The organism is Streptomyces sp. NPDC001617 (assembly GCF_053596855.1).
The window spans coordinates 1-19,855 of record NZ_JBSFHA010000070.1; the positions used below are offsets into that span (position 1 = coordinate 1).

Consider the following 19,855-nt stretch of genomic DNA (forward strand, 5'->3'; position numbering starts at 1 on the left):
ACGACCTGCTGTCCGGCATCCCCTCGCTGGACGACCCCTCGGTGTCGGTGCACCCGGAACCTGACGCTCCTGCAGACCCAGATCGACGAGGCCAACAAGCGCCTGGTCGACACGGTGGGCCAGGGCGGACCGAACTTCGTGAACAACGCCATCCTGGGCCCCCTCAAGGACAAGCGCGTGGCCACGATCAACCGCATCGCCACCGCGATCGGCCGTACGGCGGCCAAGCCGACGGGGCTGGACGCGCTGGCGCCGTGCACGCTCAACGCGGCGGGTGCGGGCTCGGGCAACGCGGGTACGGGCAACACGGGCAACGCCAATTCCGGTGCGGCCGCGACGCCCAGCGCGAGCGCCTCCGCCTCCACCGCGGCGAGCGGGGCGTCCGGCACCGCCGCCGCCGTCGGCACGATCACCTGCCCGGACGTCGCCTCCAGGCTCCCCGCGATCCCCGCCTCCGCGCAGGCCGAGGTCACCCGGAACCTGACGCTCCTGCAGACCCAGATCGACGAGGCCAACAAGCGGCTGCAGACCACGGTCGGCCAGGGCGGACCGAACTTCGTGCAGAACGCGATCCTCGGCCCGCTGGCCGACAAGCGGAAGTCGACCATCGACCGGATCGCCATCGCGATCGGCCGCACCTCGACCAAGCCGACCGGCCTCGACTCCCTGGCCGCCTGCACGCTCACCAAGTGACGTGACAGGCGCTGTGGCCGCCCCGATGATGCGCCGGCCGGGGCGGCCACGGGTCGCCGGCAGCTGAAGCCGCCCCACCGTCGGAGCGGCCGTGGTGCTCGACGAACTGGATGGGCTACCCGGGCTGCCGTTGCCGCTTCCGCCGTCTACGGTCTGAGCCATGCGATCACTTCTGGGCGCCGGTGCGTTGGTGTGTGCTTCCGTGCTTGTACTGGGTGCGGCGTCCGCCGCGCCTGCCGCGAGTCCCCCGCTTCCCGCCCGGATGGCCGACACGGGCGGGGGTACGCAGTTGATCACCGCCGTGGCCTCCAAGGCGAGTGCGACGACCGGGACGGTCACCTGGTGGAGCCTGCGCAACGGGCAGTGGGTGAAGGCCGGTTCGGCGGCGGCGCGGTTCGGGGCGAAGGGACTTGTCGACGGAGCCTCCCGCAAGCAGAACACCTATACGACTCCTACGGGGCTGTACGACCTGCCCTTCGCGTTCGGCATCAAGGCCGCGCCGAGCGGGACGTCGTACAAGTACCGGCCCGTGCACCGGAGTTCGTGGTGGTGCGAGGACAACGGCTCGAAGTCCTACAACCGTTGGACCGAGCCACGGCCGGCCGACTGCCGGGCGTCCGAGTCCGAACACCTGGCCTCGTACGCGACGCAGTACGCGTACGCGGTGGTGATCGGGTTCAACTACCACCGGCGGGTGCGGCAGCGGGGTGCCGGGATCTTCCTGCACGTCAACGGGCGTGGGGCGACGGCCGGTTGTGTGTCGGTGCCCCAATCCGCCATGCAGGCGATCCTCAGGTGGGCGTCTCCCGGGAAGAAGCCGCACATCGCCATCGGCACGACGAGCGGAAGCACCACCATCATCCGGTACTGAGCCTGACGGTGAACGTGGTCGATCCCGGTCGGCTTTCGAGTTCCACCGCTCCCCCGTGTGCCTCCGCCACCGCCGCCACGATCGACAGGCCCAGGCCCGCGCCGCCGCCCACCGAACCGGGACGACGGCGGTGTTCGGCTCTGGTGAAGCGTTCGAAGACGCCCGGCTGGATGTCCTCCGGGATGCCCGGACCGTTGTCGTGGACCTTGAGGATGGCCCAGGTGCCCTCCGTCTCCAGGGACACCGTGACCTTTGTGCCGGCAGGTGTGTGCAGCCGGGCGTTGGCCAGCAGGTTGGCCAGGAGCTGGTGGAGGCGGTGGGCGTCGCCGGGGACGGTGAGGGGTTCCTCCGGGAGGTCCAGGGTCCAGCGGTGGTCGGGGCCCGCGGCGCGGGCGTCGGTGACGGCGTCCAGGACCAGCATCGTGAGGTCCACGGGTTCGCGTTCGAGCGGGCGCCCCGCGTCCAGGCGGGCCAGCAGCAGCATTTCGTCGACCATCTCGCCCATGCGGGACGATTCGGCCGCGATGCGTTCGAGGGCTCGGGTGATCTCCGGGGGTACCGGGCCCGGGTGGAGCAGCGCCAGTTCCGCGTGGCCCCGGACCGACGCCACCGGCGTGCGCAGCTCATGGCTCGCGTCGGCCGCGAAGCTGCGCAGACGCTCCTCGCTCGCGTGCCGCTTGGTGAGCGCGTCCTCGACGTGACCCAGCATCCGGTTGAACGCCCCGGCCACCTGGCCCACCTCGCTGCGCGGGTCGGACTCCGGGGCCCGGGGCGGCAGCGCCACCTCGCCGCTGGCCAGCGGGAGTTCGCTGACCCGGGTGGCCGTGGCCGCGACACGGCTCAGTGGGCGGAGCGACCAGCGGACCCACACGGCGCCCGCCACTCCGGTGAGGGTGAGGGCCGCGCCGAAGACGATCCCGGCGACCAGTTCGAGGCGGTGGACGGTGGCCTCCACCGGTTCCAGGGGCAGACCGGTGATCAGGATGTCGCCGTCGAGGCCCCGGGAGGCCATGACCCGGTAGGCGTCCAGGGTGGAGAGGTGGACGGTGTGTCCCCTGCCGTCCTTCGGGACCACACGGAGCTGCTTCTTGTCCCCGGAGGTCAGGGGCACGTCGGTGACTGTGCCGGGCTTCACCACCGCCGCGTTGGTGACCGTGCTCCCGACCAGGCGTGCGCCGAACGTGCCCGTGGCCTGCCTGCGGGTGTCGCCGTGCTCGTCGCCGTCGTGGTCGTCCGGCAGCTTGCCGCCGTGTTCCAGGCTCTCCGGGAAGCGGTTCCCCGCCTGGCCGATCTGCTGGTCGAGGCGGCTGGTCAGGAAGCCGTTCAGCTCGATCACGGCGGCCACGCCGACCGCGGCACAGCTGATCGCCAGCAGCACCACCAGGCCGACGGTGAGCCGGGCCCGGAGGGTGCGGGGCCATGGCAGGCGTCGCAGGAGCGTCATGACGCGACCGGCTTGAGGACGTATCCGGCGCCCCGGACCGTGTGGATCATCGGCTCCCGGCCCGCGTCCACCTTCTTGCGGAGGTACGAGATGTACAGCTCGACGACATGGGCGCGGCCTCCGAAGTCGTAGGACCAGACGCGGTCGAGGATCTGGGCCTTGCTGAGGACGCGGCGGGGGTTGCGCATCAGGAAGCGGAGCAGCTCGAACTCGGTGGGTGACAGCTCGATCAGCTCGCCCGCGCGGGTGACCTCGCGGGAGTCCTCGTCCATGATCAGGTCGCCCACGGTGAGGCGTGGGCCCTCCTCCAGCTGGCGGGCCATGCCCGCGCGGCGGAGCAGGCCGCGGATCCGGGCGACGACCTCCTCCAGGCTGAAGGGCTTGGTGACGTAGTCGTCGCCACCCGCGGTGATGCCGGCGATACGGTCCTCGACCGCGTCGCGGGCGGTGAGGAAGAGGACACAGACGTCCGGCTTCACGGTGTGCAGGGAGCGCAGGACCGCGAAGCCGTCGGTGTCCGGGAGCATCACGTCCAGGACGACCGCGTCCGGCATCAGCTCACGGGCCTCGGTGAGGGCGGAGGCGCCGTCGGCGGCGGAGCGGACCTGCCAGCCCTCGTAGCGCAGGGCGCCGGAGAGCACCTCGGCGAGGTCCGGGTCGTCGTCGACGACGAGGACGCGCAGCGGGGTGCCGTCGGGGCGCGTCAGGGCGGGGCGGCCGGAGCGGGTGGTGTTCATCGCCCTACCAGGATGGCCCCTCGCGGGGGCCATGGGCGGCGGGCGATGCTCTGAGTTTCCTCTGAGCCGGCTCGGAAGGGGCCCGTTCAGAGGGGCTTGAGAAGTTACGGCGGCACAGTTGCGTCCCATAGAGGCGAAAGGACCCACATATGACCACCGTGTACGACCGACGGACGGCACCGGCCGTGGCGCCGGCCGGGCCGCGCTCCCCCGCGGGAGCCGTGCTGGCGCTGCTGTGGGCGGGGGCCGCGGCCGTGGTCGCCCTGTGGTGGGCGGACACCGGGTCGGTGGTCGGCGCGGCGGGCTGGCTGACCGGGGCCGGACGGATCGCCGGACTGCTGTGCGGGTACGCCTGCGCGGTGCTCGTCGGCCTGATGGCGCGGGTGCCGCTGCTGGAGCGGCGGATCGGGTCCGACCGGGTGGCGCGCTGGCACGCGATGGCCGGGCGGTACACCGTCTGCCTGCTGGTCGCACATGTCGTGCTGATCCTCCTCGGGTACGCGGCCCAGGACCGCGCCTCGGTCTGGCACGAGACGGTCACCGTGGTCCTGGACTATCCGGACATGCTGAAGGCCACGGCCGGGACGATCATCCTCTTCGCCGTCGGCATCACCTCGGCCCGCGCGGCCCGCCGGCGGCTGAGCTACGAGTTCTGGTACTACGTCCACCTGCTCACCTACCTCGCCGTGTTCCTGGCCTTCTTCCACCAGCTGACGCTGGGCAACGAGTTCAACGGGCACGCGGGGGCCACGGCCGCCTGGTACACGCTGTACCTGGGTGTCGCGGCCCTGGTGCTGTGGTTCCGGATCCTCGCGCCGGTCCGGCTGAACCTGCGGCACCGGCTGCGGGTCGAGTCCGTGCACCGGGAGGCGCCGGGCGTGTACTCGGTCGTCGTGCGCGGCCGGCACCTGCACGAACTGGACGCACGGCCGGGGCAGTTCTTCCGCTGGCGGTTCTTCGGCGAGGGCATGGGCTGGACGTCGACGCCGTACTCGCTGTCGGCGCCGCCGCGCCAGGACCTGATGCGGATCACGGTCAAGGCGCTCGGCGACCACAGTGCGGCCGTGTCCCTGCTGCGGCCCGGCACACGGGTGTGGGCGGAGGGCCCGTACGGCTCCCTGACCGCGGACCGGCAGACCTCGCCGAAGTCCCTGCTCATCGCGGGCGGCGTCGGCATCACTCCGCTGCGGGCGCTGTTCGAGACGCTGCCCGGCGAGGTCACCCTGCTCTACCGCGCCCGCACGGCCGAGGACCTCGCCCTGGGCGGGGAGCTGGAGGCCATCGCGAACTGGCGCGGCGCGAAGCTGCTGTACGCGCTCAACGGACCGGACGGCCGGCGCCCCGACCTGAGCGCCCGCTCCCTGCGCGCGACGATCCCCGACATCGCCGGCCACGACGTATACATATGCGGCCCGCACGGCTTCGCCCGGGAGTTGTACGAGGAGTTGTGCGCGGCCGGTGTGCCGGACCGTCGTATCCACCACGAGTCGTTCGAGCTGTGAGGCGGTGGCCCAAGTGCACGCGTTGAAGAAGAATCGCCCGCTGCGCCGGATCGTGCTGGCGAGTGCCGCCACCGTTTCCGGGATGGTGCTGCTGCTCTCGATGAAGCCGCACTCGACGCCGACGACCGCCCTGGCGGTGCCCGCGCCCTCCAGCAGCTCCAGCGGCTCCAGCAGCTCCGGTGCGGGCACGTCCGGCGGCTCCACCTCCGGCACGAAGACCGTCACCGGCGACACGATCCAGACCCGCTGGGGCCCGGTCCAGGTCAAGATCACCCTCAAGAGCGGCAAGCTCACCGAAGTGACGGCGGTGCAGTACCCGACGGACAACCCGCGCGACCAGGAGATCAACAGCTACGCGCTGCCCCGGCTGCGCACCGAGGCGCTGCAGGCCCAGAGCGCGAACATCGACACCGTCTCGGGGGCCACGTACACGAGTGACGGTTACCGCCAGTCACTCCAGTCCGCGCTGGACTCGGCAGGCAGCTGAACGCACGGGCGGCGCGGCACGTATCTCAGTGCCAAGGGACCACGCCAACCCCCTTGCCCCCGCCCCGGAGGAACAGTGACCACCACGCTCGCAGGCGGCCGCGCCGCCCGCCGCCAGACGATGCGCCGCATCCGCCCGCGCCGCTCCCCGGCGACCGTCCTGCTGCTCGCGGTATTCGCGGGCGCGGTCGGCGTGCTGTGGCTGTGGTGGCACAACACACCGTCCATCGCCGACCAGAACGGCAAGATCCTCAACGCGGGCCGGATCACCGGCCTGTTGGCCGGCTATCTGATGGCGCTCGTGGTGCTGCAGATGGCCCGCGTGCCCGCCCTCGAACGGCGCGTCGGCTCCGACCGGGTGGCCCGCTGGCACGCGATGAGCGGCCGCTACACGCTCTGCCTGGTCTTCGCGCACGTCTTCCTCATCATGTGGGGCTACGCGCTGCAGGCCGGCAAGACGCTGGGCGACATCGTCCAGCAGACCATCGACTCCATCAACCAGCTGCCGGACATGGGCAAGGCGGCCATCGGCACCGGGCTGTTCGTGCTCATCGGCCTGACGTCGATCGGTCCGGTGCGGCGCAGGCTGCCGTACGACACCTGGTACCACGTCCATCTGCTGACGTACGGGGCCGTGTTCCTGACCTTCTGGCACCAGATCACCACCGGCAACGACTTCGCCATCGAGCCGGCCGCGAAGACCTTCTGGTACGTGCTGTACGGGTCGGTCACCGGGCTGGTGATCTGGTACCGCATCCTCACCCCGATCCGGCTCAACATGCGGCACCGCATGCGCGTCGAGGCGGTCATCGAGGAGGCCCCGGGCATCGTGTCCGTCCTCATCGGCGGGCGGAAGCTGCACCGGATGGGCGCGCAGGCGGGGCAGTTCTTCCGGTGGCGGTTCCTCGCGCCGGGCATGCGGTTCAGCTCGCACCCGTACTCGCTGTCGGCGGCGCCCCGCCCGGACATGCTGCGGATCACGGTGAAGGCGATCGGCGACCACAGCGAGCGGCTGCGGGAGCTGACGCCCGGCACCCGGGTGTGGGCCGAGGGGCCGTACGGCGCCATGACCGCCCAGCGCCGCAGCCGCGGCAAGGTGCTGCTGGTCGCGGGCGGTGTCGGCATCACGCCGATGCGGGCGCTGTTCGAGACGCTGCCCGGCGCGGCCGGTGACATCACTCTCCTCTACCGGGCCAACACCACTCAGGATCTGGCGCTCTGGGACGAGCTCGCGGCCATCGCCGACGACCGCGGTGCCCGGCTGATGTACGCCGTCAACAGCCCGGACGGGGAGCGCCCCGACATCTCGGCGGACCGGCTGCGGCAGAAGCTGCCGGACATCGACAAGCACGACGTGTTCATGTGCGGCCCGGCCGGGTTCGCGCAGTCCGTGTACGAAGCACTGCGCGGCGCGGGAGTGCCCGCCCGCCGCATCCATCACGAGTCGTTCGAGATGTGAGCGACGGGACTTCAGGAGCTTAGGTAGCAATGAAGAAGAGTCACCCCATCCGGCGTGTTGTGCTGGCCACCGCCGCCACCGTCTCGGGTGTCGTGCTGATGCTGTCGCTGAAGCCTGCGTCGGACCCGAACGCCCAGGCGGCCGGCGCGGCCCCGCAGCAGACGGCCGCGGCCCAGCAGTCGCCGCAGGGCGGCGCCTCGGCGGCCGGTTCCGCGAACGGCACGATCGACGGCAACGTGGCCCAGACGCAGTACGGCAACGTCCAGGTCCGACTGACCGTCGCCAACGGCAAGATCACCAAGGCCGAGGCGATCCAGGCGCCCAAGGGCGGCACCAGCGACCAGAAGACGGCCCTGTCCATCCCCAAGCTCACCCAGGAGACGGTCACCGCGCAGAGCGCGCAGATCGACTCGGTCTCCGGGGCGACGTACACGAGCAACGGCTACAAGCAGTCGCTGCAGTCGGCGCTGGACAAGATGAAGGCGAGCGCCGGTTCCTCGAAGCCCTCGGCGAGTGCCTCCCAGGGCTCCGGTTCCGGCTCCGGCGGCGCCGCTCAGGCCAAGACGGTGACCGGCAGCGTGGCGCAGACCCAGTACGGCCCGGTCCAGGTCCGTATCACCGTGGCCAACGGCAAGATCACCAAGGCGGAGGCGGTGCAGGCGCCCAAGGGCGGTCTGAGCGACCAGAAGACGGCGCTGGCCATCCCCAAGCTCAACCAGGAAGCGGTGGCGGCGGGCACCGCGCAGATCGACTCGGTCTCGGGTGCCACCTACACCAGCGGCGGCTACAAGCAGTCGCTCCAGTCGGCGCTGGACCAGGCCGGTGGCTGACGCAGTGGCCGAGTCGGCAGAGACTCCCGTCGCGGTGCGTCGGCACGCGGAGGAGGTCATGGGGACCGTCTTCTCCTTCGACGTCCGCGGCGGGGAGCCCGGTGCGGTGCAGGCGGCGCTCGGAGAAGCGATCGCCGAGCTGCACCGGGTGAACGAGGTGTTCAGCACCTACCGCGAGAACAGCCAGGTCTCCCGGCTGGCACGGGGTGAGCTGACGGTTCAGGAGTGCGACCCCGAGGTCGCCGAGGTGCTCGAACTGGGCGCCGAGGCCGAGCGGGTGAGCGACGGCTGGTTCAGCATGCACTACGAGAAGCGGCTGGACCCGACAGGCATCGTCAAGGGCTGGGCCGCGGAGCGCGCGGCACGGCGGATCCGGGCGGCCGGCGCGAGCGGGGTGAGCGTCAACGGGGGTGGGGACGTTCAGCTGTTGGGCACCCCGGAGGCCCACCGGCCGTGGCGCGTGGGAGTCTCCGACCCCCTCCGCCCGGGCGGCCTCGCGGCGGTCGTCTCGGCGGCCGGCGCGGACGAGTTGGCCGTGGCGACCTCGGGCACGGCCGAGCGCGGCACCCACATCGTCGACCCGAGGACCGGCCGTTCAGCGGTCACCGACCTCGTGGCGGTGACCGTGGTGGCCCCCAAGCTGACCTGGGCGGACTGCTGGGCGACAGCGGCCTTCGCGATGGGGTCGCGGGAGGGCCTGCGCTGGCTGGAGTCGCTACCCGATGTGGAGGCCCTGCTCATCACGGCGGGCGACGAGGTGAGATGCACAGGGGGCCTGGCATCTCGGCTCGGCTGATCCTCGTTCAGTGCCCGTTCTGGGCCAGCCTCAGCAGATGGTCGGCCAGCGCGTGTCCCCCCGTAGGATCGCGGCTGATCAACAACAACGTGTCGTCACCGGCGATCGTCCCCAGGATGTCGTGGAGTTCCGCCTGATCGATGGCCGACGCCAGGAACTGCGCAGCCCCCGGAGGCGTCCGTAGAACCACCAGGTTCGCGGACGCCTCGGCGGAGATCAGCAACTCCTGGGACAGCCGCCGCATCCGCTCTTCCTTGGCGGACTCCCCCAACGGAGCACGAGGGGTCCGGAAACCCCCCTCGCTCGGCACCGCGTAGATCAGGTCGCCGTCGGTGTTGCGGATCTTCACCGCGTTCAGCTCGTCGAGATCCCGACTCAGCGTGGCCTGCGTGACGTTCAAACCGTCGTCGGCCAGAAGCTTCGCCAACTGACTTTGGGAGCGCACCGGTTGCCGGTTGAGGATGTCCACGATCCGGCGGTGCCGCGCGGTCCGCGTCTGCGGCACGGCAGGTCCGGCGTGCTGTGCGTCGTCCTGCGCCTGACTCATCGACGTCTCATTTCTCCGGATCATCCATCCCCGTTGGCCGCGTCCAGGATTCCGGGCAGCGCCCCGAGGAACGCCTCCACCTCGTCATCGCCCAGATTCAGCGGCGGCATCAGCCGTACGACGTCCGCGGCGGGCGCGTTCACCAGGAACCCGGCCTCCTGAGCCGCCTGGCGCGCCTGGGGCGCCTTCGGCTCGGTGAGCACGATACCCAGGAGAAGACCCGCACCCCGGACATGGCCGATCAGCGGGTGGCCCAGCGACTCGATCCCGTCCCGCAACTTCTCGCTCTGCCGCTTGACGTTCTCCAGCAACCCGTCGTTCGCGATCGTGTCGAGAACGGCGAGTCCGGCGGCGCAGGCGACCGGGTTGCCGCCGAAGGTCGAGCCGTGATGGCCCGGCTGCAGCAGCTCGGCGGCCCGTCCGAAGGCGACGGTCGCGCCCAGCGGCAGCCCGCCGCCCAGGCCCTTCGCCAGGGTGACGACGTCCGGCAGGACGCCCTCGTGGGCCTGGTACTCGAACCAGTGCCCGGTACGGCCGACACCGGTCTGCACCTCGTCGAGAACCAGCAGCGCACCGTTCGCGGCGGTGATCGCGCGGGCCGCCTTGAGGTAGCCGGGCGGCGGGGTGACGACGCCGATCTCGCCCTGGATCGGCTCCAGGACGACCAGCGCGGTCTCCTCGGTGACGGCGGCGGCCAGCGCCTGGGCGTCGCCGAACGGCACATGCGTGACGTCACCCGGCAGCGGCAGGAACGGCGTCCGCTTGCCCTCCTGGCCGGTCATCGCGAGGGCACCCATGGTACGGCCGTGGAAGCCGCCCTCGGTGGCGACCACATGGGTCCGCCCGGTCAGCCGGCCGATCTTGAACGCGGCCTCGTTGGCCTCGGCGCCGGAGTTGCAGAAGAAGACCCTGCCGTCCCGGCCGAAGTGCTGGAGCAGCCGCTCGGCGAGGGTGATCGTCGGGTCGGCCATGAAGAAGTTGGAGATGTGGCCGAGCGAGCCGATCTGCCGGCTGACCGCCTCCACGATCGCCGGGTGGGCGTGGCCGAGCGCGTTCACCGCGATACCGCCGACGAAGTCGAGGTACTGCTTGCCGTCGGCGTCCCACACCTTGGCGCCCTCACCGCGCACGAGGGGCAGCAGCGGGGTGCCGTAGTTGTTCATCAGCGAGCCCTGCCACCGCTGGGTGAGCTCTTCGTTGGCGGTCATTCGGCGTCCCCCTCCACGGCGTCCGGCACGACCATCGTGCCGATGCCCTCATCGGTGAAGATCTCCAGCAGGATCGAGTGCTGGACCCGGCCGTCGATGACCCGGGCGGTGGTGACGCCGCCTCGTACGGCGTGCAGACAGCCCTCCATCTTCGGCACCATGCCGGAGCTCAACTCCGGCAGCAGCTTCTCCAGTTGGGAAGCCGTGAGGCGGCTGATCACCTCGTCGCTGTGCGGCCAGTCCTCGTAGAGACCCTCGACGTCCGTGAGGACCATGAGAGTCTCCGCTCCAAGAGCAGCAGCGAGTGCCGCAGCCGCCGTGTCAGCATTGACGTTGTAGACATGTCCGTCGTCCTGGCTCCGGGCGATCGACGAGACGACCGGGATCCGGCCGTCGGCGAGCAGTGCCTCGATCGCGCCCGTTTCGATCGCGGTGATCTCGCCCACCCGCCCGATGTCGATCAACTCCCCGTCGATCTCGGGCTGGTGCTTGGTGGCGGTGATGGTGTGCGCGTCCTCGCCGGTCAACCCGACGGCCAGCGGCCCGTGTTGGTTGAGCAGGTTGACCAGCTCGCGCTGCACCTGCCCGGCCAGCACCATCCGTACGACGTCCATGGCGTCCTCGGTGGTGACGCGGAGCCCGGCCTTGAACTCGCTGACGATGCCGTGCCTGTCGAGGGCGGCGCTGATCTGCGGGCCGCCGCCGTGCACGACGACGGGCTTCAGGCCGGCGTGGTGCAGGAACACGACGTCCTGCGCGAACGCGGCCTTCAGGTCCTCGTCGATCATGGCGTTGCCGCCGAACTTGATGACGACCGTCTTGCCGTTGTGCTTGACCAGCCAGGGCAGCGCCTCGATGAGGATCTGGGCCTTGGGCAGGGCGGTGTGTTTACGCGTAGTGCTCATGAGGAGTAGGCGCTGTTCTCGTGGACGTAGTCGGCGGTGAGGTCGTTGGTCCAGATCGTGGCGGTCTCGGACCCGGCGGCGAGGTCGGCGACGATGTGCACCTCGCGGTAGCGCATGTCGACCTTCTCACGGTCCTCGCCGACGCCGCCGTTCTTGCAGACCCAGACACCGTTGATGGCGACGTTGAGCTGGTCCGGCTCGAAGGCGGCCTTGGTGGTGCCGATCGCGGAGAGCACACGGCCCCAGTTGGGGTCCTCGCCGTGGATCGCGCACTTGAGGAGGTTGTTGCGGGCGATGGAGCGGCCGACCTCGACGGCGTCGTCCTCGCTCGCCGCGTTGACCACCTCGACCTTGATGTCCTTGCTGGCGCCCTCGGCGTCGCGGATCAGCTGCTGGCCGAGGTCGTCGCAGACCTGGCGTACGGCCTCCGCGAACTCGTCGTATTCCGGGGTGACTTCGGCAGCACCGGACGCGAGCAGCAGCACGGTGTCGTTGGTCGACATGCAGCCGTCGGAGTCGACGCGGTCGAAGGTGGTGCGGGTGGCGGCCCGGAGCGCCTTGTCCAGTACGTCGTTGTCGAGCACGGCGTCGGTGGTGAGGACGACCAGCATGGTGGCCAGACCCGGGGCGAGCATGCCCGCGCCCTTCGCCATGCCGCCGACGGTCCAGCCGTCCTTGGTGACGACGGACGTCTTGTGGACGCTGTCGGTGGTCTTGATGGCGATGGCGGCCTTCTCACCGCCGTGCTCGGAGAGTTGGGCGGCCGCGGTCTCGACTCCCGCGAGCAGCTTGTCCATCGGGAGCAGGACGCCGATGAGGCCGGTGGAGCACACGGCCACCTCGATGGCACCGCGACCCAGCACCTCGGCGACCTTCTCGGCGGTCGCGTGCGTGTCCTGGAAGCCCTTGGGACCGGTACAGGCGTTGGCGCCACCGGAGTTGAGGACGACGGCGGAGACCTCACCGCTCTTCAGCACCTGCTCGGACCACAGCACCGGCGCGGCCTTCACACGGTTGGAGGTGAAGACACCGGCGGCGGCGCGGCGCGGACCGCTGTTGACCACGAGGGCCAGGTCCGGGTTGCCGTTCTCCTTGATCCCGGCGGCGATGCCGGCCGCCGTGAATCCCTTGGCTGCCGTGACGCTCACGGTGCGACTCCGATCGTGGAAAGCCCGGTGGTCTCGTCGAGACCGAGGGCGAGGTTCATGCTCTGTACGGCACCGCCCGCGGTGCCCTTGGTCAGGTTGTCGATGGCGCTGATCGCGATGATGCGGCCCGCGGACTCGTCGTACGCGACCTGCACCTGAACGGCGTTCGAACCGTAGACGGACGCCGTGGCGGGCCACCGGCCCTCGGGGAGCAGGTGGACGAAGGGCTCGTCGGCGAAGGCCTTCTCGTAGGCGGCGCGGACCGACTCGGCGGTGACGCCGGGCTTGGCCTTCGCACTGCAGGTGGCGAGGATGCCGCGGGGCATGGGCGCGAGCGTCGGGGTGAAGGAGACGGTCACGCTCTCGCCGGCCGCCCCGCTGAGGTTCTGGATCATCTCGGGGGTGTGCCGGTGGCCACCGCCGACGCCGTACGGCGACATGGAACCCATGACCTCGGAGCCCAGCAGATGAGGCTTGGCCGCCTTGCCCGCGCCGGACGTCCCGGAGGCGGCGACGATCACGGCCTCGTTCTCGGCGAGGCCTGCGGCGTAGGCCGGGAAGAGGGCCAGCGTGGCGGCGGTCGGGTAGCAGCCGGGCACCGCGATGCGCTTGGACCCCTCCAGCGCGGCGCGGGCACCCGGCAGTTCGGGGAGGCCGTACGGCCAGGTCCCGGCGTGCGGGGAGCCGTAGAACTTCTCCCAGTCGCCGGCATCCTTCAGCCGGAAGTCGGCGCCCATGTCGACCACGAGGACGTCCGGGCCGAGCTGCTCGGCTACGGCGGCGGACTGGCCGTGGGGCAGGGCGAGGAAGACCACGTCATGCCGACGGCCCTGCCCGGCGAGGACCTCGGCGGTCGTCTCCTGGAGCACGCGGTCGGCCAGGGGCAGCAGGTGGGGCTGGAGCGCGCCGAGCTGCTGGCCGGCGTTGGAGTTGCCGGTCAGGGCCCCGATCTCGATCTCCGGGTGCGCCAGGAGCAGCCGCAGGACTTCACCGCCCGCGTATCCACTCGCTCCGGCCACTGCCGCGCGTACCACCATGTCATCCTCCTCTGGATGGCATGACTATACGTTTCGCCGCAGTTTTATGCAATCCCATGGATCACTATGCACCGGCGCGCCCGGTGTGACTGAGATTTTTGGTTGGCACATGGAGAACGCTGGTTGGCAAATCTTGGTCCCGTCACGCTGCGTCGCGGGCAGTAACGGCGAAACGCCCCCGTCGCCGGTCGAGTGGTGCTTCTCCGGATGAGTGGGCAAGGCAGCGAGAGCGAAGATCCCATCGGATTCGAGTCAGCTGGACGACCTTGTCACGGCGTACGACGGGGACGCCGGACTGCGGGATCGGCTGCGGCTCGGGGGCGACTGGCCGCGTCGGTGGAGTTCGACGTGGCATGTGGGTGTGGACGAGGTCTGCTGGCGGCGGTACGAGGCGATGGGACCGGGTGGCTACCGCCCGGTCCCATCGGTGCTGCTCGCCTTCAGGCGGGGTGCGTGCCGTCGACCACGTATCCGCGTCGCTTGTCCACCACGTTGCGCAGCGGCCGGCCCTCGAGGTGGCGGGCGAAGTTGTCGAGGAACACCTCGATGAGCGCCTCGCGCTCGTCCGTGGTCTCGCCCGCCGTGTGCGGGGAGATCATCACGCCGGGCAGGTTCCACAGAGGTGATTCGGTCGGCAGGGGTTCCTGGGCGAACACATCCAGGGCTGCGCCGGCGAGCCGTCCGGCGGCGAGGTGGTCGACCAGCGCCTCTTCGTCGACGAGTCCGCCCCGGCCTACATTGATCAGCCGGGCCCCCGGCTTCATGGCCGCCAGCACGGGGGCGTCGACCATTCCCCGGGTGCCCTGGGTGAGGGGAGCGGCCAGGACGACGTAGTCCGCTTCCGTCAGGGCGGAGCGCAGGGTCGCCCCACCGTGGACCGTGCCGAAGTCGGGGTCGTCCGTGCGGGGCGCGCGGCCGGCTCCGCTCACCCGCATCCCGACGGCGCGCAACAGTCTGGCGATGGCCCGGCCGATCGGCCCCGTCCCCCAGACCAGCACGGTGCGTCCGGTGATGCTGTCGCTGGGGCGCGGGCGCCACTCGCGGCGCCGCTGGTGCTCCCACGTGCCGGGGAAGTCCTTGGCGAGGGAGAGGATCAGGCCCAGGACGTACTCGGCGGTCGGCTGCTCGTAGACCCCGCGGGCGTTGGTCAGGACGACCTTCGGATCGTCCACCAGGGCGGGGAACAGGAAGGAGTCCACGCCTGCGGAGGACGCGTGCACCCAGCGGGGCGCCTTGTGCGGATCGTCGGGCCATGCCTCCCGGATGGCCGGGGTGATGTTCACCCAGGCCAGGAGGATGTCGGCGCCGGGCAGGAGGTAGGGCAGCTCCTCCTCGGTGGCGTAGACGGTGTCGGCGAGGCTTTCGAGGCGCGCGGTGGCGGGCGGCCGGTTGCCGCGGTAGAGGACGACGAGTCGGTCGCGCATGTCAGGCTCCGACGGGGATGGCCAGGTACTTGTACTCGAGGAACTCGTCGATGCCGACGCGTCCGCCTTCGCGGCCGAGGCCGGACTGCTTGACGCCGCCGAAAGGCGCGGCGGGGTTGGAGACCAGTCCGGTGTTGATGCCGATCATGCCGCTTTCGAGGCGTTCGGCGACCCGAAGGGCACGGTCGAGGTTCTGGGTGAACAGGTATGCGGCCAGGCCGAATTCGGTGTCGTTGGCGGCGGCGACGGCCTCGTCCTCGGTCTGGAAGGTGCGGATCGCGGCGACCGGGCCGAAGATCTCGGAGTCGATGATCGCCGAGTCCGGGGCAATACCAGTGAGGACGGTGGGCGGGTAGAAGCAGCCGGGGCCCTCGGGGAGTTCGCCGCCGGTCAGGACGGTGGCACCGCGCTTGACGGCGTCCCGCACCAGGTCGTGTGCCTTGCTGCGGCCGACGACATCGATGAGGGGGCCGACATCCGTACCGGGTTCGGTGCCGGGCCCTACGGTGAGGGCGGCCATGCGGTCGGCCAGGCGGGAGGCGAACTCCTCGGCGACGGAGGTGTGGACGAAGATGCGGTTGGCCGCGCAGCAGGACTCGCCCATGTTGCGCATCTTGGCCACCATGGTGCCTTCGACGGCCACGTCGAGGTCGGCGTCGTCGAAGACGAGGAGCGGGGCGTTGCCGCCCAGTTCCATGGAGGTACGGATGACCGTGTCGGCGCACTGGGCCAGCAGGATCCGGCCGACCTGGGTGGAGCCGGTGAAGGACAGCTTGCGGATCTGCCCGCCGCGCAGCAGGGGTTCGACGACGCCGGCTGCGTCGGAGGTGGTGACGACGTTCAGCACACCGGCCGGCAGTCCCGCTTCGGTGAGGATCTGCGCCAGGACGAGGCTGGTCAGGGGCGTCTGGGGGGCGGGTTTGAGGACGATGGTGCAGCCGGCGGCGATGGCGGGGCCGATCTTGCGGGTGCCCATGGCCAGGGGGAAGTTCCACGGAGTGATGAGCAGACAGGGTCCGACGGGCTGACGGGTGACCAGCAGGCGATTCCGGCCGTCGGGGGCGGTCATCATGCCGCCGTCGACACGGACGGCTTCCTCGGAGAACCAGCGGAGAAACTCCGCCCCGTAGGCCACTTCGGCACGCGCCTCGGCCAGGGGCTTGCCCATCTCCAGGGTCATCAGCAGCGCCAGGTCCTCGGTACGCGCGATGATGATGTCGTAGGCGCGACGCAGGATCTCGCTGCGCACGCGCGGCGGAGTGGCGGCCCAGGCGGCCTGCGCGGCGACGGCCGCCTCGAGGGCACGCCGGCCGTCGCCGGGTGAGGCGTCGGCGACCTGGCACAGTTCCTCGCCGGTGGCCGGGTTGTCGACGGACAGGGTCAGGCCGGACTCCGCGTCCTGCCAATCGCCGCCAATGAACAGCTGCTTGGGAACATCACGGACGACAGTCATGGTGGGTGTCTCCTTCTGGGTGCAGAGGGGCTGCCGACCGGTCAGCGGATGCGGTCGAGCGTCTTGTAGTAGGCGCCCGCGAAGGGCAGGAACCAGGCGGTGCCGTTATAGAGGGGGATGCGGGGTGGGGCGATGTCGCGGACGGGGCTGGCCTCGGGGTGGCCGTCCATCACCTCGGCCATGACGTGGCCCATGTGGGTGGCCATCTGCACGCCGTGGCCGGCGTATCCCATGGAGTAGTAGACGCCGTCGTCGGTCTGCCCGGCGTGCACGATGCGGTCCATGGCGAAGCCGACGGAGCCACCCCACACGTACTCGATCTTCGCGCGGGAGAGCTGGGGGAAGATCCCGCACATCTCACGGAACAGGACGGCCCCGCTCTTCTTGTCCGAGGTGGGGTCGGAGGGTGCGAAGCGGGCGCGGCCGCCGAACAACAGCCGGTTGTCCGGGGTGAGCCGGAAGTAGTGGCAGACCTTGTTGGAGTCGACGATGAGGCGGGCCTTGGGGATGATGTCCCGGGCGAGTTCCTCGCCGAGCGGCTCGGTGACGATGATGAAACTGCCCACGCAGACCTGCTGGCGGCGCAGCCACGGGAAGTTCTTGTCGGTGTAGGCGTCGGTGGCCATCATGACCTGCCCGGCACGGATCACACCGCGCTCGGTGCTGACCTCGAACCGTCCGGCGGCGGTACGCCGCACGCCGATGGCCGCGTTGCGCTCGTGGATCTCGACACCGGTGCGCTCGCACGCCTCGGCCATGCCGCGCACGAAGCGGCCGACGTGCAGTGCGGCGCTGAACGGGTCGAGCAGGCCGCCGTGGTAGGCGTCGGAGCCGATCTCGGAACGCAGTTCGCCCTTGCCGATCAGGGTGGTCTCGTGGCCGAAGTACTTGGCCAGGTCGCGCTGTTGGGCTTTCTTGCTGTCGAAGTGGGCGGGGCGGGAGGCGACGCCCAGGCGTCCGACGCGGCGGAACTGGCAGTCGATGGACTCCTCGTTGACGAGCCGTTCGACGGTGTCCACGGCCTCGCCGTAGGAGTTGTAGATCTCGCGGGCCCGTTCGAGTCCGTACCGGCGGATGGCCTGGCCCACGCCGATGGTGAAGCCCAGGTTGGCCATGCCGCCGTTGCGGGCGGAGGCACCGGAGCCGATCTGGCCCTTCTCGACGAGGGTGACGCGGGCGCCTTTGCGGGCGGAGTGCAGGGCCGTGGACAGACCCGTCAGGCCGGCGCCTATGACGACCAGGTCGGTGTCCTCGGTCAGCGGCTTGCCGGATCGGTCGGGAAACGCCCCTGCGGTTTCTATCCAGTAGGGAATCGTCTTCATGTCGGGTCCTTAGCGGGGAGTTTCGAAGTGGGGGGCGGCCCGGCACCACCCCGGGGGCAGGCCGGACGCGCTGTCAGCGCCTGCGCGGCCCGTGCCGGCGGGAAGGCTGGGGTGGGGGTGATGCGGGCAGGACGTGCTGACGGTCCTGTTGCCACCGAGCTTGCGGACGGAGGCGATGAGGGGCAGGGGCGGAAGTTGCATCCCCCGCGGTCGGCCGGCGACTACTCCACGCTTGCCGCGGCAAGGCCGCTTCCGCGTGACAGCCGCTTCTACAGCACCCTTTCGAGGAAGGCCTGCGTGCGCTTCTCGCGGGGATTGGCCAGCACTTCGCGTGCGTCGCCGCGTTCGACTGCGATGCCTTCGTCCATGAAGAGCAATTCGTCGGCCACCTCACGGGCGAAGGCCATCTCGTGGGTGACGAGCAGCATGGTCATTCCGTTACCGGCGAGGTCGCGCATGACGGCGAGTACTTCGCCCACGCGCTCGGGGTCCAGTGCGCTGGTGGGTTCGTCGAACAGCATGATGGTGGGTTCCATCGCCAGCGCGCGGGCGATGGCCACACGCTGCTGCTGGCCGCCGGAGAGCTGGGCGGGGTACTTGTGGCCGCACCCCGCAAGGCCGACCCTGGCCAGCAGTTGCTGTGCCCGCTCCCGGCAGGAGGCGCGGTCCTTCTTCTGCACCAGCACCGGTCCGGACATGACGTTGCTCTCGGCGGTCATGTTGGGGAAGAGGTTGAACTGCTGGAACACCATGCCGATACGGGCGCGCTGTTCGGCCAGCCGCTTGGGGCGCACGGCGTGGTAGGCGTCGTCCTTCTCGACGTAGCCGAAGTCCTCCCCGTTGACCTTGAGGACTCCGCGGTCGACGGTCTCCAGCCCGTTGATGCACCGCAGCAGGGTTGATTTGCCCGAGCCGCTGGGCCCGATGATGCAGGAGATCTCCCCGGCCGCGACGGTCAGGTCGATGTCACGCAGGACCTGGTGACGTCCGAAGCTCTTGCACAGCTTGCGTGCGACGATGGTTCCGTCCGGGTTCACAGCAGGGACTCCCTCGTGGTGGGAACGAGTTGACCGGCCCCGGGCTCGGCCGAGGTGGCGGCCGGGGTCAGCCGTGTCCGGGTGGAGCGGGAGAAACGGCGCTCGATCATGGACTGCGGCACGCTCAGCACCAGCGTCATGATCAGGTACCAGAGGCTGGCCACGATCAGCAGCGGGATCGTCTGGTAGGTGCGGGCGTAGATCGCCTGGGCGCTCTGCAGCAGATCCGCGACGCCGAGCACGCTCACCAGCGAGGTCTCCTTGAGCATGCCGATCACCTGGTTGCCGGTGGCGGGGATGATCGCCGGCATCGTCTGCGGGATGATCACGTGGCGGAGCTTGGTGAAGGCCGACATGCCCAGGGACTCCGCGGCCTCGTGCTGTCCGCGGCTGACCGAGGCGAACCCGCCGCGGATGATCTCGGACATGTAGGCGGCCTGGTTGAGCGTCAGTCCCACGATGGCCGCGGTCATCGGCGTCATGATCGCGTTCACGTTCACCGGTGTGGAGATGTCGGTGAACGGGATGCCGATCGAGAGGTTCGGGTACAGCGCCGCGATGTTGAACCAGAAGACCAGCTGCACGAGCACCGGGGTGCCGCGGAAGAAGGTGATGTAGAGCTGGGCCAGCCCGGAGACGGGCCGCTGCTGCGACATGCGCATCACCGCCAGCACCAGCCCCAGCAGCGTGCCCAGCCCCATGCTCGCCGCGGTCAGGAGCAGCGTGACCAGCAGGCCGTTGAGGATGGTCTGCGTGGTGAAGTAGCTGAACACCACCGGCCAGCGGTAGTTCTCGTTCGTCACCGCGGTCCACACCAGACCGGCGACGATCGCGATGGCGACGGCCCAGGCGACATAATCACGCGGACGCTTTGGCGTGATGCGCTTCTTCTCTTCGGCCCGTAGTGGTGGCACCGGTCCGCGCCTGGTCGTCGTGGTCTCGATCACGTCCATCGG

19 protein-coding genes are annotated in these 19,855 nt (G+C 70.2%); 7 read left to right on the forward strand and 12 right to left on the reverse strand.

The window, feature by feature from the left end; translation table 11 throughout:
* Together ACWC09_RS37990 and ACWC09_RS37995 are read left to right on the forward strand one after the other, a co-directional pair.
* The coding region (locus tag ACWC09_RS37990; RefSeq protein WP_450855599.1) for a hypothetical protein at nt 1-693 on the forward strand (693 nt) is incomplete at its 5' end.
* Between the two features lie 160 nt (nt 694-853).
* Nucleotides 854-1,564: a L,D-transpeptidase family protein gene (locus ACWC09_RS37995; RefSeq protein WP_450855600.1), complete on the forward strand. Its 711-nt coding sequence runs from the start codon at nt 854-856 to the stop codon at nt 1,562-1,564.
* Here the strand turns inward: ACWC09_RS37995 and ACWC09_RS38000 are convergent.
* Both ACWC09_RS38000 and ACWC09_RS38005 read right to left on the reverse strand, forming a co-directional pair.
* Entirely contained in the window at nt 1,551-3,008 is a 1,458-nt protein-coding gene (locus tag ACWC09_RS38000; RefSeq protein WP_450855601.1) for a sensor histidine kinase, read from the reverse strand. The two genes, ACWC09_RS37995 and ACWC09_RS38000, sit on opposite strands and share 14 nt — an antisense overlap.
* Nucleotides 3,005-3,745 carry a response regulator transcription factor gene (locus tag ACWC09_RS38005; RefSeq protein ID WP_450855602.1) on the reverse strand — a complete coding sequence of 247 codons (741 nt, stop codon included), beginning with the start codon at nt 3,743-3,745 and terminating at the stop codon, nt 3,005-3,007. The genes ACWC09_RS38000 and ACWC09_RS38005 overlap by 4 nt, the downstream gene beginning before the upstream one ends.
* Before the next feature lie 149 nt (nt 3,746-3,894).
* On the opposite strand from ACWC09_RS38005, the gene ACWC09_RS38010 reads away from it, so the two are divergent.
* The 5 genes from ACWC09_RS38010 (at nt 3,895) to ACWC09_RS38030 (ending at nt 8,818) form a co-directional block, all read left to right on the forward strand.
* A complete protein-coding gene (locus ACWC09_RS38010; RefSeq protein WP_450855603.1) occupies nt 3,895-5,247 on the forward strand; it encodes a ferredoxin reductase family protein in 1,353 nt (450 codons plus the stop codon).
* A 13-nt stretch (nt 5,248-5,260) separates the two neighbouring features.
* The gene (locus tag ACWC09_RS38015; protein ID WP_450855645.1) at nt 5,261-5,734 is read left to right on the forward strand and encodes an FMN-binding protein; all 474 of its coding nucleotides are present in this window, start codon (nt 5,261-5,263) and stop codon (nt 5,732-5,734) included.
* A 75-nt stretch (nt 5,735-5,809) separates the two neighbouring features.
* Nucleotides 5,810-7,192: a ferredoxin reductase family protein gene (locus ACWC09_RS38020; protein WP_450855604.1), complete on the forward strand. Its 1,383-nt coding sequence runs from the start codon at nt 5,810-5,812 to the stop codon at nt 7,190-7,192.
* A gap of 29 nt (nt 7,193-7,221) precedes the next feature.
* A complete protein-coding gene (locus tag ACWC09_RS38025) occupies nt 7,222-8,022 on the forward strand; it encodes an FMN-binding protein (RefSeq protein WP_450855605.1) in 801 nt (266 codons plus the stop codon).
* Between the two features lie 58 nt (nt 8,023-8,080).
* Nucleotides 8,081-8,818, forward strand: coding sequence for an FAD:protein FMN transferase (locus ACWC09_RS38030; protein ID WP_450855646.1), 738 nt, complete (start codon nt 8,081-8,083; stop codon nt 8,816-8,818).
* Nucleotides 8,819-8,825: 7 nt separating this feature from the next.
* Here the strand turns inward: ACWC09_RS38030 and ACWC09_RS38035 are convergent, their stop codons facing one another.
* The 10 genes from ACWC09_RS38035 to ACWC09_RS38080 all read right to left on the reverse strand — a co-directional run bounded on the left by ACWC09_RS38035 (nt 8,826) and on the right by ACWC09_RS38080 (nt 19,852).
* Nucleotides 8,826-9,365, reverse strand: coding sequence for an arginine repressor (locus ACWC09_RS38035; RefSeq protein WP_450855606.1), 540 nt, complete (start codon nt 9,363-9,365; stop codon nt 8,826-8,828).
* A 20-nt stretch (nt 9,366-9,385) separates the two neighbouring features.
* Nucleotides 9,386-10,573 carry an acetylornithine transaminase gene (locus ACWC09_RS38040; RefSeq protein WP_450855607.1) on the reverse strand — a complete coding sequence of 396 codons (1,188 nt, stop codon included), beginning with the start codon at nt 10,571-10,573 and terminating at the stop codon, nt 9,386-9,388.
* Nucleotides 10,570-11,478, reverse strand: a complete 909-nt coding sequence (gene argB, locus ACWC09_RS38045) for an acetylglutamate kinase (RefSeq protein ID WP_450855608.1) — start codon at nt 11,476-11,478, stop codon at nt 10,570-10,572. Before argB ends, ACWC09_RS38040 begins: the two co-directional genes overlap by 4 nt.
* The gene (gene argJ, locus ACWC09_RS38050; protein ID WP_450855609.1) at nt 11,475-12,626 is read right to left on the reverse strand and encodes a bifunctional glutamate N-acetyltransferase/amino-acid acetyltransferase ArgJ; all 1,152 of its coding nucleotides are present in this window, start codon (nt 12,624-12,626) and stop codon (nt 11,475-11,477) included. Before argJ ends, argB begins: the two co-directional genes overlap by 4 nt.
* Entirely contained in the window at nt 12,623-13,663 is a 1,041-nt protein-coding gene (gene argC / locus ACWC09_RS38055) for an N-acetyl-gamma-glutamyl-phosphate reductase (RefSeq protein ID WP_450855610.1), read from the reverse strand. The genes argJ and argC overlap by 4 nt, the downstream gene beginning before the upstream one ends.
* A gap of 440 nt (nt 13,664-14,103) precedes the next feature.
* Entirely contained in the window at nt 14,104-15,087 is a 984-nt protein-coding gene (locus ACWC09_RS38060) for a D-2-hydroxyacid dehydrogenase (protein WP_450855611.1), read from the reverse strand.
* 1 nt (nt 15,088) lies between these two features.
* Nucleotides 15,089-16,540, reverse strand: coding sequence for an NAD-dependent succinate-semialdehyde dehydrogenase (locus ACWC09_RS38065; RefSeq protein WP_450855612.1), 1,452 nt, complete (start codon nt 16,538-16,540; stop codon nt 15,089-15,091).
* 41 nt (nt 16,541-16,581) lie between these two features.
* A complete protein-coding gene (locus ACWC09_RS38070) occupies nt 16,582-17,862 on the reverse strand; it encodes an NAD(P)/FAD-dependent oxidoreductase (protein WP_450855613.1) in 1,281 nt (426 codons plus the stop codon).
* Between the two features lie 269 nt (nt 17,863-18,131).
* Entirely contained in the window at nt 18,132-18,899 is a 768-nt protein-coding gene (locus ACWC09_RS38075; protein WP_450855614.1) for an amino acid ABC transporter ATP-binding protein, read from the reverse strand.
* Nucleotides 18,896-19,852 carry an amino acid ABC transporter permease gene (locus ACWC09_RS38080; protein ID WP_450855615.1) on the reverse strand — a complete coding sequence of 319 codons (957 nt, stop codon included), beginning with the start codon at nt 19,850-19,852 and terminating at the stop codon, nt 18,896-18,898. Before ACWC09_RS38080 ends, ACWC09_RS38075 begins: the two co-directional genes overlap by 4 nt.
* Nucleotides 19,853-19,855 lie beyond the last annotated feature (3 nt).

Bases quoted from the DNA above. Each gene is read 5' to 3' on its own strand.
- ACWC09_RS38025 (WP_450855605.1), top strand. From the start codon at position 7,222: ATGAAGAAGAGTCACCCCATCCGGCGTGTTGTGCTGGCCACCGCCGCC.
- ACWC09_RS38000 (WP_450855601.1), bottom strand. From the start codon at position 3,008: ATGACGCTCCTGCGACGCCTGCCATGGCCCCGCACCCTCCGGGCCCGG.
- ACWC09_RS38005 (WP_450855602.1), bottom strand. From the start codon at position 3,745: ATGAACACCACCCGCTCCGGCCGCCCCGCCCTGACGCGCCCCGACGGC.
- ACWC09_RS38030 (WP_450855646.1), top strand. From the start codon at position 8,081: ATGGGGACCGTCTTCTCCTTCGACGTCCGCGGCGGGGAGCCCGGTGCG.
- argC (WP_450855610.1), bottom strand. From the start codon at position 13,663: ATGGTGGTACGCGCGGCAGTGGCCGGAGCGAGTGGATACGCGGGCGGT.
- ACWC09_RS38060 (WP_450855611.1), bottom strand. From the start codon at position 15,087: ATGCGCGACCGACTCGTCGTCCTCTACCGCGGCAACCGGCCGCCCGCC.
- ACWC09_RS38065 (WP_450855612.1), bottom strand. From the start codon at position 16,540: ATGACTGTCGTCCGTGATGTTCCCAAGCAGCTGTTCATTGGCGGCGAT.
- ACWC09_RS38035 (WP_450855606.1), bottom strand. From the start codon at position 9,365: ATGAGTCAGGCGCAGGACGACGCACAGCACGCCGGACCTGCCGTGCCG.
- ACWC09_RS38070 (WP_450855613.1), bottom strand. From the start codon at position 17,862: ATGAAGACGATTCCCTACTGGATAGAAACCGCAGGGGCGTTTCCCGAC.
- ACWC09_RS38080 (WP_450855615.1), bottom strand. From the start codon at position 19,852: ATGGACGTGATCGAGACCACGACGACCAGGCGCGGACCGGTGCCACCA.
- argB (WP_450855608.1), bottom strand. From the start codon at position 11,478: ATGAGCACTACGCGTAAACACACCGCCCTGCCCAAGGCCCAGATCCTC.
- ACWC09_RS38010 (WP_450855603.1), top strand. From the start codon at position 3,895: ATGACCACCGTGTACGACCGACGGACGGCACCGGCCGTGGCGCCGGCC.
- ACWC09_RS37995 (WP_450855600.1), top strand. From the start codon at position 854: ATGCGATCACTTCTGGGCGCCGGTGCGTTGGTGTGTGCTTCCGTGCTT.
- ACWC09_RS38040 (WP_450855607.1), bottom strand. From the start codon at position 10,573: ATGACCGCCAACGAAGAGCTCACCCAGCGGTGGCAGGGCTCGCTGATG.